The organism is Thermodesulforhabdus norvegica, from assembly GCF_900114975.1.
Taxonomy (GTDB): Bacteria; Desulfobacterota; Syntrophobacteria; order Syntrophobacterales; family Thermodesulforhabdaceae; genus Thermodesulforhabdus; species Thermodesulforhabdus norvegica.
The window spans coordinates 463,659-477,721 of sequence record NZ_FOUU01000002.1 but is presented as its reverse complement, the minus strand read 5'-3'; the positions used below and the strand labels follow the sequence as shown (position 1 = coordinate 477,721).

At 49.0% G+C, this 14,063-nt stretch carries 13 protein-coding genes and 1 tRNA gene; 6 read left to right on the top strand and 8 right to left on the bottom strand.

Going from position 1 to position 14,063, the window contains the following annotated elements; translation table 11 throughout:
• Window positions 1-5: 5 nt before the first annotated feature.
• From BM091_RS14090 to BM091_RS05785, 3 genes are all read right to left on the bottom strand, one after another.
• The gene (locus BM091_RS14090; protein WP_218148815.1) at window positions 6-176 is read right to left on the bottom strand and encodes a hypothetical protein; all 171 of its coding nucleotides are present in this window, start codon (window positions 174-176) and stop codon (window positions 6-8) included.
• Between the two features lie 23 nt (window positions 177-199).
• Window positions 200-1,375, bottom strand: coding sequence for a quaternary amine ABC transporter ATP-binding protein (locus BM091_RS05790; RefSeq protein WP_093394164.1), 1,176 nt, complete (start codon window positions 1,373-1,375; stop codon window positions 200-202).
• Window positions 1,376-1,458: 83 nt separating this feature from the next.
• Complete coding sequence (locus BM091_RS05785) at window positions 1,459-2,430, bottom strand: glycine betaine ABC transporter substrate-binding protein (RefSeq protein WP_093394162.1); 972 nt, start codon at window positions 2,428-2,430, stop codon at window positions 1,459-1,461.
• 862 nt (window positions 2,431-3,292) lie between these two features.
• On the opposite strand from BM091_RS05785, the gene BM091_RS05780 reads away from it, so the two are divergent.
• Window positions 3,293-3,380 (top strand) — tRNA-Leu (locus BM091_RS05780).
• Window positions 3,381-3,455: 75 nt separating this feature from the next.
• Complete coding sequence (locus tag BM091_RS05775; protein ID WP_093394161.1) at window positions 3,456-3,866, top strand: hypothetical protein; 411 nt, start codon at window positions 3,456-3,458, stop codon at window positions 3,864-3,866.
• A gap of 49 nt (window positions 3,867-3,915) precedes the next feature.
• Here BM091_RS05775 and ade read toward each other — a convergent pair whose 3' ends face one another.
• From ade to BM091_RS05750, 5 genes are all read right to left on the bottom strand, one after another.
• Window positions 3,916-5,649, bottom strand: coding sequence for an adenine deaminase (gene ade, locus BM091_RS05770; protein ID WP_093394159.1), 1,734 nt, complete (start codon window positions 5,647-5,649; stop codon window positions 3,916-3,918).
• Between the two features lie 71 nt (window positions 5,650-5,720).
• On the bottom strand, window positions 5,721-7,601 hold the full coding sequence (gene cooS / locus BM091_RS05765) for an anaerobic carbon-monoxide dehydrogenase catalytic subunit (protein WP_093394158.1): 1,881 nt from the start codon (window positions 7,599-7,601) through the stop codon (window positions 5,721-5,723).
• 108 nt (window positions 7,602-7,709) lie between these two features.
• Window positions 7,710-8,210 (bottom strand): bifunctional nuclease family protein, encoded by a 501-nt coding sequence (locus BM091_RS05760; protein WP_093394156.1) that lies wholly within the window; start codon window positions 8,208-8,210, stop codon window positions 7,710-7,712.
• Between the two features lie 8 nt (window positions 8,211-8,218).
• Window positions 8,219-9,610 carry a tRNA (N6-isopentenyl adenosine(37)-C2)-methylthiotransferase MiaB gene (gene miaB, locus BM091_RS05755; RefSeq protein ID WP_093394155.1) on the bottom strand — a complete coding sequence of 464 codons (1,392 nt, stop codon included), beginning with the start codon at window positions 9,608-9,610 and terminating at the stop codon, window positions 8,219-8,221.
• Window positions 9,591-9,872 (bottom strand): DUF4911 domain-containing protein, encoded by a 282-nt coding sequence (locus tag BM091_RS05750; RefSeq protein ID WP_093394153.1) that lies wholly within the window; start codon window positions 9,870-9,872, stop codon window positions 9,591-9,593. The genes miaB and BM091_RS05750 overlap by 20 nt, the downstream gene beginning before the upstream one ends.
• 105 nt (window positions 9,873-9,977) lie before the next feature.
• Here BM091_RS05750 and BM091_RS05745 point away from each other — a divergent pair, with 105 nt between their 5' ends.
• From BM091_RS05745 to BM091_RS05730, 4 genes are read left to right on the top strand one after another with little or no spacing between them, the layout of a single operon-like run.
• A complete protein-coding gene (locus tag BM091_RS05745; RefSeq protein WP_093394152.1) occupies window positions 9,978-11,114 on the top strand; it encodes a hypothetical protein in 1,137 nt (378 codons plus the stop codon).
• 3 nt (window positions 11,115-11,117) lie between these two features.
• Complete coding sequence (locus BM091_RS05740; protein WP_093394151.1) at window positions 11,118-11,666, top strand: CDP-alcohol phosphatidyltransferase family protein; 549 nt, start codon at window positions 11,118-11,120, stop codon at window positions 11,664-11,666.
• Entirely contained in the window at window positions 11,663-12,757 is a 1,095-nt protein-coding gene (lpxK, locus tag BM091_RS05735; protein ID WP_093394149.1) for a tetraacyldisaccharide 4'-kinase, read from the top strand. Before BM091_RS05740 ends, lpxK begins: the two co-directional genes overlap by 4 nt.
• Complete coding sequence (locus tag BM091_RS05730; protein WP_093394148.1) at window positions 12,736-14,025, top strand: DUF401 family protein; 1,290 nt, start codon at window positions 12,736-12,738, stop codon at window positions 14,023-14,025. The genes lpxK and BM091_RS05730 overlap by 22 nt, the downstream gene beginning before the upstream one ends.
• Window positions 14,026-14,063: the final 38 nt, after the last annotated feature.

Genomic DNA, 14,063 nt, shown 5'->3' with positions numbered 1-14,063 from the left:
CAGAATTACAACAGGATAAGGAATAGCATTAAAAAATAATCAATCTGGGCAAGCACCACTGCAATTGATTTGGTCACACCATCGAATGCAGACTCGCAATGGTCGGTAATCCAGGTTATTACAATTTCTATCCATCGACCCAAAGGAATCCTTACGGGAAACTGGCTGTTACTCATATTTATTGGACACTCCTTATCATTTATGATGCCAGGGTTTCAAGAAGACGCTCTCTCGAAACGACGCCTACCAGGCGCTTATTTTCATCGATTACGGCTATAGGAACCGAAGTCCTGGCCGCTACGTCTATAAGCTTCTCCAGAAAGGTATTCTGATCCTGCACGGGAAAATCCCGTGACAGATAATCCAGTACAGAGTTACCATTACCCTGTATAACGGACCTATAGTCAACTACACCACATATCCGCCTGTGTGAATCGACAACGTAGGCATGCCATATTCCCTCGGCATTCATTTTGTTGATAACCTGTTCCCCTGTCTGGTCATCTCTTACAGCCCACTTAGACGGGGGATCCATAATGTCCCGAGCCGTCACGAATTGTGCTTTGGGAAGATCTCGCACAAAATCGGATATGTATTTGGTCTTCGGTTTCAACACTATCTCTGCAGGTGTCCCGATCTGCTCAAAAGCACCGGCTCTCATTATAGCAATTCTCGTTGCAATCCTCAGCGCTTCGTGAAGATCATGGGTAACAAAAACAATGGTTTTCTGAACAACCTTAAGGAGTTTGACGAACTCTTCTTGCATCTGCCTTCTAATCAACGGGTCCAGGGCACTAAAGGCCTCATCCATCAGGAGAATCTCAGGATCGGGTGCAAGTGCTCTGGCAAGTCCCATTCTTTGCTGCATTCCTCCACTCAGTTCGTGGGGATATTGCCTCTCCCACCCCTTTAAACCCACTAACTCAAGAACTTCGGCGGCTCTGGCATACCGCGTCCGTTTATCTACTCCCTGAATCTCCAGACCGTAGGCCACATTATCAATAACCCTTCTATGTGGAAGAAGTGCAAAGTGCTGAAAAACCATTGCAATTTTGCGTCGCCTTATGTCGAGAAGCGTTTTTTGTGAAACGTCCGTAATGTCCTCACCATCTATATACACGCGCCCTCTGGTAGGCTCATGAAGCCTGTTAATACATCTCAAAAGGGTTGACTTTCCGCTACCGGAAAGTCCCATGATAACGAATATTTCTCCAGAGGTTACCGAAAATGACACATCCCTGACGCCTACCACACAGCCGGTCTTTTTGAGCAACTCAGTTTTGGACAGATCTCTGTATTGGTCCCAATTGTCAATAACCCGGTTCCCATTCTGACCGAATATCTTCCAGACACCTGAACATCTAATACGTTCCATAAATACCCTGACCCTTAATTACCCAAGAAATCAATTAACAATGTCCAGGGCAGGTATATAACACCTGCCCCTGGAAAGGTGGTTTACTTCACTCCGGCAAGCCACTTTCCTACGATTTCAGGATGAGACTCTACCCACTCTCTGGCAACGACTTCTGCCGGTTTTGCAGGATTTCCCGGCACATCCTCAAGTTCTGCGATCAGCTTGCTCTCCTCCTCCATCGGGATAAAAAAGTTTTTAAAAAACTTATACGCTTTGGGATTTTTCTTCTTTAGATGGACACCATAGCCCACGTAAACACTGGCCGGCTTCCATCCGCACGCAACATAGCTTTCTTCGGGTTTGCCGGGGATAAATTTCCATTTTGCCGGATCATAGTCAGGCAATTTAACCCAGGTAAGGTCGTAAACAGCCCATATCCATTCTGGGGCCCAGTAATAAAAAAGTATGGGCTTTTTCTTTCTCATTGCTTCCTTCAATTGCGCCTGGAAAACCCATACTTCCAGAACCAGTGGATCAAAGTACTTCTCCAGGCCCAGATCTCTTATTTGCACCCTTGTAATCTGAGTTGACTGCCATCCTCCGGCTCCACACCAAATATCACCTTTGCCATCACCATTTATGTCAAATATCTTTGCATGGGGTATCAGATCTTTGTATGTTTTGATGTTGTATTTTTCTGCAACCCATGTGGGTACAACCCATCCCTGAGGTGCATTGTCAAACAAAAGACTTGCTTCAACAGTCTTTCTCTCTTCCACATACTTCTTCCAGTAGGCCTCTTCATTGGGCATCCATATCTCGGCTTTCACGTCCACAGATCCGTCGCCCTTATCCATAGCAGCCCATGTAGCCGGCTGAGCCAGTGGAAGTATCTTGGCCGGTATTCCCAGCTTCTCTTCCAGTACGTACTTCATGATGTTGGACAGGGCAATCGAAGCAGACCAGGTTTGCTGAGCAATAACAACAGGTTCTTCAGCTTTAGCACTATTTGGACCGAAAACCACTGTCAAAAACGCAAGCGCAACTGCCACAAAGCCAAGAAACCTTTTCATAACCTTACCTCCTTTCTGGTTTTTATAATTGATCTTACTCTTAACCGATGAAAATCCTTCTAAAATCGCCGGAGTTTCCGGGCACCACCATCACAAAAATCAACTCCAAAGCGAGAACTCAGATTCAGGCACGCAAACTATCCCGCCATTTCAAATAGGAAACACGGCAACTTCAGTGAATTTCGAGGCAAACTAGGTCAGGGATAATAATGGGGACGTAGCAAAACTTGCCTGCGGCTCGTTGTTTTGGCTCTGTTTTCTACTCGCCTGATCTTATCTGTATAATGTTGAGAACTAACTGTAAAATCCATTTCCTCACCGTTTCAAAACTATTTCAATAATTCCTTAACATAATATCCATAAACTTGCAATTACTTGAAAAACAAGTCGAGATAGCGTTACCCGATAGTGCTCCGGTGGAAGAAATCATCCCCTGCTTGTGTGGTTCCAGGAAAACCGGGCACATAGGTAGCTCGGTAGGCGTTTCGATGAGTTCATCCCGACTTCTTTTTTCAAAGTATTCTTTTGAGAATACCGACCGTTGAAGCCACAGATCCGTTTGCTAAAGACATTCCATCTCACATACCCCAACCCGCATAAAAACGTCGCATGACCAAAGGCATAGCTCGTAGACAAAAAACCTCCCGCATGACCATTTGACGGTCGAGCTCGCTTTTCAAAACGGCCAGTCCTCCCGCTTTTTCTTTACGTTTTTCACATTGCAAGATGGACTGCCTAAGTTCCCCGGGCAAACCACATCCAAGATATCTCCGCCTCCCATTTTCGTCACATCGAATTTTTCGAAGCAACCCAAAAATTACTTGAAAACCGACGAAAATTGTGGTTAATAAACCGGTGAAGTGCCGAAGTGGTGGAATTTGGTAGACACGCCATCTTGAGGGGGTGGTGGGGGTAACCCCGTGCCGGTTCGAGTCCGGCCTTCGGCACCATCTTTTTTTAAGAGCCTGATCCTATCCTTTTAGATCCGGATCTTGGGCTTTCCTCGATTCATGGTGGTTTTATCGATGAAAAGGCAATGGGATTTGTCCTGGTCGGAGGATGGCGTCGTTATCCTTCTTAAACCCGGCCAACAGAATAAAGTTCAGCTAACCTCCGTCATTAAAACACCGGAGGATTTCAGGGCGGAGATAGACCGGCTGACGGAGGAAGTGAGAGAACTTCTGGAACGGGGTCTTGAGCAATTCAGAGCCAGGCAGGCGAGTCAATCCCAAAGAGTTCTTTCACCGGAAGAAATATGGATTTCCATCAGGACCATGACGGACGAAGAGATGATCAATTACTTTAACAAACTTGAAGAGAGCGTTCGTCGTAGCGTAGCCGATTATGTCTTTTCACACGTAAGCACCTTTTCCGGTAAAGGTCTGCTTTTTGCGCAACTCTACGACCACAATTCGGCAATGCTGTTAAACGATTGACTGCACGAGTCCGGCCATAGCCGATTTGATCCAAGGCCCATCGAAGTTTCTAATCAACCCACAGGGGAACAAAGTTAAAATTCTTCACATCAACAATCCCCTTATCGGTTATCTTAAGCTCCGGAATTACCGGAAGTGCTATAAAAGACAGGGCCATGAACGGATTTTCCATGGATGTACCCAGGGCTCCCGCCCGTTCTCGAAGATCTGCGAGTTTTTTCGCAACGTGCTCTACAGAACTGGGGGTCATGAGCCCCCCTACGGGCAACTCAAGCACCAAAACCTCGCCGGAATCTGATGCCACGGCAATACCACCTCCGGCACGACGTACCGCATCGGCCGCGTATGCCATGGCTTCATCGGAGACGCCGGCCACAATAAGGTTGTGACTATCATGGGCAATCGTAGATGCCAGGGCGCCCATCTTAAGCCCAAGTCCTTTACAAAAGCCCAGAGAAGGCCTGCTACCCCGAATGTATCTGTTCCAGACTGCAATTTTTATGATGTCCCTCTCGGGGTCACTCACGGCTTCTCCGTCTTCAATCTGTGCCTCCTCAACCAGAGAGTCCGTCAATATGCTTCCTTCCTTCAATCCAATCACCCGGATGTATCTTCCTTTTGCCGGTATTTTAAAATCCTCCGGCCCTATTTTTTCGATTTCCATGGGGCTCCCGGGCAGATCGATTTCAGCAGATTCCTCTTTTGTAAGTCTGCCATCGCCAAAGACCTCCACGCCTCTTTTGAAAACCCTTTGAGGCATCCAGGGGTTCAGGGAAGGGCTTACGGAAAAGTCAGCAATAGATCCGGGAACCAGGGCTCCTCGGTCGCCGAACCCGAAATACAGAGCCGGAGTCAGTGATGCCATGGCCAGGGCCCTTATCGGATCAATGCCTTTTTCCATGGCCCTGTTGATCTGAACGGTGAGATGACCTCTTGTCACTAGATCGTCAGGGTGACGGTCGTCGCTTACAAACATGCATCTCGGCCAGGTGTTCTCGTTAACCATGCCGATAAGTTTATCAAGATCTCTGGATTGGCTTCCTTCACGGATCATGATCCACATACCGGCGGCAAGTTTTTCTATCGCTTCCTCTGGGCCGGTACACTCATGATCCGAGGTTACTCCGGAGAAAACATAGGCGTTCAGATCTTTGCCCAGAACGAGAGGAGCATGGCCGTCAATAAGGGTATCACCGAAAAGAAGAATCTTATCCCAGACATCTCGGGTCCCGGCAATTACGCCGGGGAAGTTCATCAATTCTCCAAGCCCGAGCACTCTGGTATGGTTTTTATACCGCCAGAGGTCAACGCCGTTTAAAACTGCCCCGGAGGTTTCAAGAGGCGATGCGGGAACACAGCTCGGAAGCATCATATAATAATCTACCAGTTTTACGGATTCTGCGCACCTGAGAAAGTAATCAAGCCCTTTTTCTCCGAGAACATTTGCTATTTCATGGGGATCAGCAACAACGGTTGTGGTTCCCCAGGGAATCACGGCTTCCGCAAACCTATCGGGCGTAAGCAGTGAGCTTTCTATGTGTATATGGCCTTCGATAAAACCCGCACAAACGAAAGCCCCCTTGAGATCGATATTCTCGTGGGCTTCGTAGTTTCCCCACCCGACAATAATCCCTTTATGAACGGCAAAGTCGGTTTCGTGCACGAGTCCGGTAAGAGGATGTGCGATGCGTGCATTACGAAAGCACAGCTCTGCCGGAGAATCGCCCCGGGCAACACTGAGGAATTCCATTAAAGCGTCATAAGCGAGCCCTTTCAGCCTCATTTCAGATCGCCTCCGGAACGGACACTAAAAAGGGCAACCGGTATGGCCCGGTTGCCCCGGTATCGAAGAGATCAGGACAGCCCAAGAGCCTTCCGTTTGGAATTTACGTGTGCAATTATCAGATCGGCTGCCCTTTCGGGATCGGACTCCACGGCAAAGGTCGCTCCCACAACTTCCTTTAATCCCGAAGTGAGCAGACCCACAATGTTTCTGCTACCCATTATCGGCGGGGTGACGCCTAGAACCGTATAAATTCCCGAAGCAACAGCATAGCAGGCAATAGCTACGGCCTTTTCCGAGTACCATTCAGGGGCCGCGGCGGCAATGGGCAGATCAGATATATCCACACCGAGCGAATTTGCCAGGGCCGCAGCAAGAACCAGGATTCGGATGTTATCCACGCAGCTTCCCACGTGCAGTACGGGCGGTATGGATAGCGTCTCACATACTTTCCTGAGACCGGGACCGGCCTTTTCTGCGGCTTTAAGCTGTTTTAATCCTGCCTTACCATGAGCAACGGCGGCGCAACCCGTGTCAACGACCAAAATATCGTTCGCAATAAGGCGACCGGTAAGGGTCACATGGCCAAAATCATGACGAATCCTGGGATTATTACATCCGACAACGCCAACGGCCCCCTTTATAAGGCCGTTTTTCACGGCATCGAGCAGTGGATCAAGAGAATTGCCCATTGCTTCGAGTAAGGCTTCCACACTGAAGCCGCTTATGATTTTCACCGGCTCGACGGGAATATAAACCCTTTCCGCAATCCTGTTGGGAAAGTTTTCGACCGCTTCTTTTACAAGCTGATAGGCAAGTTCCCGCGCTCCTTCCGGATGAAACTCTCTGTGCTCCATGTGAGGAAACCTGGCCTTTTCAGAGGTGGATATCATCCTGGTGTGGTAACATCTGGCAAGATCTCCAAGGGCGGGCATTATGCATTGATAATCCACTATCATCATTTCAACGGCCCCGGTTGCCAGAACCAGTTCCGTCATGAGATGGTTCCCGGCCATTGGTATGCCGCGGCGCATAAGGATCTCGTTACCCGTACAGCAAAGACCTGCCAGGTTTATCCCCGAAGCACCCTTTTTTCTGGCGAGCTCCAGAAGACTTTCATCCTGGGAGGCCTGAGCTATCATTTCGGAAACAAGAGGGTTGTGGCCGTGAAGAACGATATTGACCTGATCTTTTTTAAGAACCCCGAGGTTTACACTGCTTTCAACGGGTTTCGGGACCCCGAAAAGCACATCTGAAATTTCCGTTGCAATCATGGAGCCTCCCCATCCGTCGGCAAGAGCGGTTCTCAGGCCATGGAGAAGCAGGCTCTTCCAGTCGTTATCGACTCCCATGTGTGTTCTGTGCATCATTTCGACGACTTCTCTGTCAATCCCCCGGGGTACTATGTTCAGCTTTTGCCAGAGGGCCAGGCGTTTTTCGGGTACTCTTTTAACAAAAGAAACAGCCTTCTTACGGGTCCCGAAATCCTCTTCAAGCCTTTCCGCTACTGCTCCGGCAAGGGACAGAAGATCACCGTGGTCATCGGCGTTAATGCCCAGTTCCGCTGCAAGCCTCCTCAGTTTGGCCTCATCCCTGATCGTATATCCCGGTGCTTTACCTTCGGAAACGGCCTTCAGGATTTCCAGAAGATCACGGCCATGATCGGAATGAGATGCGGCGCCGGCTGCTATCATCCTGCACAGGTTCCTCGCCACGATTATGTCGGCATCGGCCCCGCAAACTCCCTTCTGAGCCCCCTCCCCGAAGGGGTCGATCCTGCAGGGTCCCATAACACAATTTCTGCAACTGAGCCCCAACTCACAAAAGCCGCAGTGAGGAAGCTGAGCTTCATATCTGTCCCACGCAGTTTCAATCCCCTCTTTTGCCATTCTGGCAAGCATTAAGCGGCCGTCTTCGGTGATGGTACGGCTGGCGGGTTCCTTCAGGCCCATTGCTCCCTCCTCCTCTGAAGGGTTTACTCAACTGCAAACACAAAACCGCTACCGGCATTTCAATGCCGACTTATTTTTTAAGAGCAAAACTGCTCCGTTCCGCGGCAGTTACATCTTATACTTGCCGAATTCCTCAGGATCCATGTCTTCGAGAAGTTCTGCGAGCTTTTCCTTATCATTCGGCGTGACGACAGGGATACGCTCGTCCTGGAGACTTTGAGAAGACTTCCGGAAGACTTTGTCACGGACGAAGATCGGGGATTGAGTTCGAAGGGCGAGGGCTATTGCGTCGCTGGGTCTTGCGTCAATCGTACTCTCCACACCCCCCAGATTCAGGTGAATCAGAGCATAATAGGTGTTGTCCCTGAGATCGCAGACCTCGATCTTTTCGACTCTGACGTTAAGATGATCCAGTATGTTCTTCATAAGATCATGGGTCATCGGGCGCGGGAATTCGATATTTTCGAGTTTCATCGCGATTGCCGTAGCTTCCATGATACCTATCCAGATGGGAAGGACCCTGTCTCCGTTCTTTTCCCGAAGGATTACGATGGGCGTGTTTGTCTGGGGATCCATGACAAGTTCTGAAACCATCATTTCATAAATCATGGTCTCTCCTAATAAACGGTGTTGGTTACCCTATTGTTGTCTATAAGCTCACCCTTTAATGAATGAGCATATCCTTCAACAATCCTGACGGCAACGATCTTTCCTACCAGTTCCTCGGGGCCATCGAAATTAACAATCCTGCCGTGAGGGGTTCGTCCCGTAAGCTGGGTACCACCGGCTTTACTCCTGCCCTCAACAAGAACCTCTCTTACGAGACCCTCTTCGGCTTTATTTTTTTGCAAGGTTATTTCCGCCTGCCTTTGCTGTAACTCTACAAGCCATCGGGTTTTGGTTTCGTCATCGACTTTCGGTTCCATACGAGAAGCAACGGTGAAGGGTCGATCGGAGTATCGGAAAGAGAATAACCCGTCGAACCGGACTGTTTCAATGACCTTCATGGTTTCTCTGAAGTCGGCTTCGGTCTCTCCCGGAAATCCCACCATTACGTCCGCACTTATTGCGATATCGGGCCGATAGGACCTAAGTCTGTCTATTTTGCCAAGATATTCCCTCTGGGTATACTTGCGATTCATAAGGCGCAAAATCCGATCAGAACCTGCCTGGAAGGGAAGATGAATCTGGGGACAGAGGGTTTCCAGGTCTCTGAAACAGGCCATGAGATCTTCCGTAAGATCCTTGGGATGAGACGTGGTGAAACGAACTCGGAGTATCCCAAGCTCTCCGGCCACGTGGTTGATTTGTCTGAGAAGATCGGCAAAGGTGACCGGAGGATTGAGGGTCTTACCATAGGAGTTAACATTCTGACCCAGCAGGAGGACTTCTCTCGCCCCTTTCCTCGCCAGGGCCTCGATTTCATTGATAATATCTTCTACCGGTCTGCTCCTTTCTCTCCCTCTTACATAAGGCACAATGCAGTAGGTGCAGAAGTTATTACATCCCTGCATGATCGTCACAGGAGCAACTACTTCAGTATTCCATGATGGATCCGACGGGTTAAGCCATTCCATACCACAGGATTTTTCTTCTTCGGGAAAGCTACTCACTTTTTGTCGCGTTTCAGCAACAAACTGTACGAGCCTCGGGAAGTCGGCCAGCCCCCTCGTGCCCACGACGATATCGACATGAGGAAAACGTTCAAAGATTCTTTCACGAACCTGTTCGGCCACGCATCCACCCACGGCGACAATTGAGTGAGGTGATTTTTTCTTCAGGTTCTTCAGGCGACCCAGCAGGGAATAGAGCTTCTGTTCCGCCTTTTCTCTCACCGAGCAGGTGTTTATAAAAATGACATCCGCCCTCGAAGGATCATCAACGAGCTCGTAGCCCTCCAGGCTCAGCATCCTTTGAACACGCAACGAATCATACTCATTCATCTGGCACCCAAAGGTGTGCACATAGAGGCGTCCTTTAGTCTGTAACTCAGCACAGGGAGTTCTCATCGGAACCTGCAGGCCTCCTCTCCAGCGTCTCAATATTTTCCTCGCCCGCAAAGGGTTGCAACCCCAGCGAATCTTTTTCACAGGTAATTAACGCATCCATAACATCTTCCTGCCCCGGGGAAATCTGAAGCATAATAAGGCCACGAGAGCGATCAATGGTAGTGACCACTGCCACTCCTTCATAAGCCTCGAGAATGAAACTCAAATAGTGAATTTTTTCAGGTTTTATGTAGTAATACCTGATTGTAGATTGCTTCACCATAAGGCCCGGCCAATTCTGTAACCTTTTGATTTTTTATCGGGACGATTTATGGTATCAGAGAACGCTTAATTCAAAAAGAGTCAATGTTGCTTTGAGGAGCAAACCATGAGAAGGTACCGGGCGGTCTGGGCTCTTGTTTTAGTTCTGGGGCTTTCTCTTGCCGACGTTTCCTCCGGTGAGCTTCAGAAGTTTTACGCCCAGGGGGTGGCGCCTTATGCTGAAGGGGACGCCGGCGTAAGAGATCGAGCTGTTAGTGACTTCAAGCAGCAGGTACTCTTACAGGCCATTATGGAGATAATCGGACCGGAGTCGGTCAAAGAAAACGAAACGCTAATCAACGAAAGTATTTTGTCATCTCCTGACAGGTTCATAAATGCCTACAGGATCATTTCCGAGACCGTTACCGGCGGGCTTTTCAGGATAAGCGGTGAGGCCGAAATATCCCGCCAGCTACTTGAAGACGAACTAAAGGCTCTGGGTATTGCCGGGCCTTCCACTGCCGGCACATCAGAGAGCGAATACGAGGCAATACCTGCACGGACTATCTTATGGGAAGACCGGTCGTCCTGTGAAAATTACGGTAATGAGTTCGCCATGATGCTGATGGACTTTCTGGCTCAGAAGGGATGGTCGATAAACCAGGCAAGCGAGACGACCGCTACGGCGAAGAGTCACTTCCGGTGGGTGATCAACAGCGAGCTTACCTGTCCTGAAAATCTGGACGGTTCTTACATAGTCGGGACTGTTGAGATAAGAGATGGAGCAACGGGTTCCATAGAAGCGGTTATATCGGAAAGGGTTCAGAAAGAGGCAGAGAGCCCAATACTTGAGGGTCTTATCTCTCTTGCCGAAATCATGAAACCCCAGCTGGTCAGAATACTCGAAAACGGTAAAGCGACCACCCACGCCGAAAGCCTGCCCAAAAGAGAAGAAATGCCTTTGACGAATTCGACCTGGGAGATAACAGTCCCGGATCATCCATGCCTTGTCAGATGGGGACAACTGGAAAAGGCTCTGATCGATATAAATCTAACTTTCCGGGTTTCAAAAATGACCATCGGGGCCGGGGGATGCAGGGTTTTTGTGGAAGGGTTGCCTTCTTCATTTCCGGAATATTTGTATGAGCTTGAGGAAAAGAAAACGGTGGCTTTAAAGATCGACTATCTGGATCCTTCGGCACGGACCTTAAGGATTCGGATCTTCGACACTTTCCAGACGGGATCTGCCAGCAGGAATCAGTAATTCATGACCGTTCCGAATATTCTGACCATTCTGCGCATTCTCCTTACGCCCCTTCTGGTCTGGCTTCTTATGGGAAGCCGCCTGGAAGCAGCCCTTATCGTTTTCTTTGTTGCCGGCATTACAGACGGACTGGACGGGTTCATTGCCCGGGCCTTTCATCAGAAGTCCCGACTTGGAGCATTCCTGGATCCAGTTGCGGACAAGCTCTTGCTGGTAAGCTCTTTTGTCCTACTTGCCAGGATTCATCTGATTCCCACCTGGCTTGCCATAATCACCGTAAGCCGTGACGTAATAATATTGCTCGGAGTATTCCTCTTTATGCTGAACAACATATCCTTTGAGATACGGCCTTCCATCCTGAGCAAGCTCACCACTCTATCTCAGATAGTGACCGCTCTGGTGGTTATGAGCTCCAGGATTTATCCCGATTCCAGGGCAATGCACAAAGGTCTTTTTATATTGACCGCCGCCCTTACCGTTGCAAGTGGTCTGCATTATATCTACAGAGGGTTCAGCATCTGGGAGGCACATAGGATAGAAGAAGGCCTATGAGATGGCACGAACTCATCGAAAAGCTGTGGTATTCCGACTTCCCGGTCACTCCGCTAAAGGGAATCCTGAGCATTCCCTGGAAGGTATTGTCAGATGCCACCGCGACAAGAGCATCCTCAAAGGCCCTGCGAGTTCCTTCCGTCGTTGTCAGCACAGGAAATCTCGTATCCGGAGGTACCGGAAAAACTCCATTCACCATATGGCTGGCAAAAAAGCTTCATCATCTGGGAATCAGGGTTTCGATTGTTGCACGTTCCTTTGGAAATCAGTGCAGTCTCACACATCAGGTTGAAAGTCCAGGGAGGGAGCACTCCGCGTACGATATATCGGGAGACGAGCCGCTTCTGATGAGGAATTCCCTGGGGGATATTCCCGTCTGGGTGAGCAACCGGAAGTGGTATGCAGTCTTGATGGCTTACATTCACCATTCGCCCGATGTTATCCTGATAGACGACGGGTTTCAGCACCGAAGGATAATCAAAGATATGGAATTGCTTTTGTTTGATGCAGGAGACCTCTGGGGAAACGGAATCCTTCACCCCTTCGGACCCTTACGCGAACCTCTCCATCATCTGGCAGGAGCGGATGTCGTGGTGATAACCGGAATAGAGGAAGAAAGATTTGCTCCGGCCGAGATGGCACTGAGAAGATGGGCCGGTATGGAGAAGCCTTTCGTAAAAGTGATCAGAAAGATTAAGGGAATCAGATTGGGGGGAAGGATTCTGGAGCCGTCTTCATTCAAGAATGTGCCGATCTGCGCTTTCTGTGGAATTGCCCGCCCTGCCCGTTTTTTTCGACTGCTGGAACTCAGCGGTTTTAATCTGAAAAAAACCCTATCCTTTCCCGATCATTATCGCTATAGAAACGAGGACTTACACAAAATACTTGAGAAAAGCAGGAGAGCAGGCAAAATGCTTATCATCTGCACGGAGAAAGATTACTACAAGCTTCCACTTCTCTGGAAGGATGTCGTGGGAGTGGCAATAATGGATATGGAGTTAGTCACACCGGTTGAAGTGGTGATGCAATGCGTCGTTGAACCAATTGTCCATGCCGTAGAGGAACGAAAATGCACATTCCGGCTCTTTTAAAGATAGGCTTCGTTTTTGCGGCGGCACTTCTTGCCATAAGAAAAGACATCGCCCTGGGGCATATATTTATGGGTTCTTCCGTTCTGCTTGGCTTTATTTTCGGCATGACGCCTTTGCAACTTCTGAACGGGATTTATCATGCTCTGACTCATCCCAAAACTCTTGCACTGGCCTGTGTGGTTTCTATGATTCTCGTTTTAAGCCACAGCATGGAAAAGGCCCGCGAGATGGAAAGGCTCCTCGACTCTTTCCAGGGCCTGGTCAGGAATCCACGCCTCAACCTGGTCATATTTCCTGCCCTGATAGGGTTATTACCCATGCCAGGTGGGGCAATTTTTTCGGCTCCGATGGTGAAAAACATCGGCAGCAGGCTTGGTCTCACGGGAGCTCAGCTGAGTTATATAAATTACTGGTTCAGACACATCTGGGAATACTGGTGGCCCCTGTATCCCGGAATTCTCCTGACCACAACTCTTTCGGGTATTGACCTCTGGAAGTTTATTTTTTGCACCTTCCCGCTTACGGTGGTGGCCATTCTGTCGGGATACTTACCTCTGGGAAAGGTCATCGTATCGGGGCGGTCGGAAAATCATCCATCACATCCTCCCATAAAACCCTTCCTGAAAGGGCTAATACCGATAGCAATTGTGATAATAGGAGGTCTCGGGCTTGGAAGTGTTCTTTCGATCTTCTGGCCTTCCACATGGGCACCGGTTTCAAAGGAATTGGGCCTGATATCGGCTTTAACGGTATCGGTAGTGTATGTGTGGGTAAAAAACGGCTTTACTCTGCGAGAGTGCCTTTCTGTTATCGTTCAGAAGCAACTGGTGAAAATGTTCTACATGGTCTGTTCCATATTGATTTTTAAAACGATACTCGAAGAAAGTCATGCTGCAGGGCAGATAACGGACGAACTTCTATCGCTCGGCATCCCTCTCATGCCGGTTTGCATTATACTTCCTTTCCTTATGGGGCTTATCACCGGAATCACCATTGCTTTTGTGGGGACCAGCTTTCCCATACTCATCGTTCTGATAAAGTCCGCCAATCAGGCAAACTTCATGCTGCCTTACCTGATGCTTGCACTTGCTTCCGGCTTCATCGGGGTACTCGTGTCCCCGGTTCACCTCTGCCTCCTGCTCTCCAACGAATACTTCCATACAGCCCTCCAGCCCGTTTACAGGTATGTGGCCGTTCCGTGCACAATTCTCTTCGCAAGTATGGTCGCCTATTTCGGCCTTTTAAGATATTTCCTGCCACCGTCTTAAGCGGCAAAATTCCTTAAAAGCCTTGTCATACTTGACCA